1 protein-coding gene and 1 pseudogene are annotated in these 1,286 nt (G+C 29.1%); one reads left to right on the forward strand and one right to left on the reverse strand.

What is annotated here, in order from left to right; translation table 11 throughout:
* A pseudogene (locus EAE90_RS23150) lies at nucleotides 1-102 on the forward strand (IS30 family transposase); the annotation flags it as partial.
* 545 nt (nucleotides 103-647) lie between these two features.
* On the opposite strand, the gene EAE90_RS23155 reads toward EAE90_RS23150, so the two are convergent.
* On the reverse strand, nucleotides 648-1,073 hold the full coding sequence (locus tag EAE90_RS23155; protein WP_214055439.1) for a hypothetical protein: 426 nt from the start codon (nucleotides 1,071-1,073) through the stop codon (nucleotides 648-650).
* Nucleotides 1,074-1,286 lie beyond the last annotated feature (213 nt).

Below are 1,286 nucleotides of genomic sequence, written 5' to 3' on the forward strand. Positions count from 1 at the left end.
TTTGTGGTAAACCGATTAAATAATCGCCCCCGAAAAACCCGGGGAGGGAAAACCCCGAATGAATTATTTAAAGGAATACGAACATGTTTACTTCCGGATTAACGATGTTGCACTTATTATGTGAATCCAAGACTCCTGATTTAACTAACAAATGCAATATTATGACTCTATGAATAAATAATTTCACATTCCTTTAAATCATTCATTAACTTTTCCATTCCATATTTTTTATAGCCAATTATTTAACCCGATTATAAATAAATTTACCCATCAACAAGAAACTTTATTAAATCCTAATGTTTTAAAAAGACAACTTTAAATCACTCATACTATTGCAAATAAAAACCATTTAAACAAATTGATTTTTCATATAAACAAAATTAATCATTTGCATTAAAAAACCTATAAACCATTATTTTTAATTCTAAAAAATCACATGCATTTCAATTAAAATCAATTATAAAAAATCATTTTGAATTTGTCTAATATAAAGATTAATAAAATAAACTGTTATCAAGCATCAATTTGTAGTCATTATCATCAGAAAATCAAGACAAATTCACATCCATGTGATTTTATATTGTTTCATTGAGCCACTTAAAATATCAGAGTTTATTAAAAAACAATTTATTTACAATGGATTTTCATTAACTATTTTGAGATTTCGATGCATATAACCAATAAGTATATTTCTCATGAAATTCTTTCCTGAGTTGTTTGGGTAGTCTCTTAGCCAACTTTTCTATTTCTATGCGGTAATAGCTTTCAATCTCATTAACCGTTTTTTCTGGATTGGATTTAATTAATCGTTCCGTTAATTCTTTAATCTGATCTTCAACCAGCTCGTTACCGTCTCTCCCCCACCGATAAAATGAAAAAGGAGCAAGTTCTGATGGAGTGAAACTTTTAAGTTTTTCTAGCTCCATTTTCTCTTTTTTTAGTTCCATTTGTTCTTTAATCTCAGACCCGCAATGCTTACATTTAATAGCCATTGGGTTAACTTTTTCAGCACAAAATGGACAGTTTACGTAGTTCTCTTGATTATCCTTTTTTCTGTTACCGAACAAGATCATTATTAAGCCACAAAAAACAACGAAACAACCTATCAAAATAAAATTTTGCCTTTGTGCTATTAACCCTATGTTATTAACTCGACCACCCAGGGTGGGATCTCACACTTTTAATAAGGTTATTTTGGTTAAATAAAAATCAGAACATGACTTTTTATAGGTATTTCTCTCATTAAAACGTTAAGATCTCTCTCTTCCATAAAAAAGCGATCCTAA

The organism is Photorhabdus caribbeanensis, assembly GCF_018448885.1.
Lineage (GTDB): Bacteria > Pseudomonadota > Gammaproteobacteria > Enterobacterales > Enterobacteriaceae > Photorhabdus > Photorhabdus caribbeanensis.

What these genes read in the sequence shown, in the direction of transcription:
- EAE90_RS23155 (WP_214055439.1), bottom strand. Translation starts at nt 1,073, where the DNA reads ATGATCTTGTTCGGTAACAGAAAAAAGGATAATCAAGAGAACTACGTA.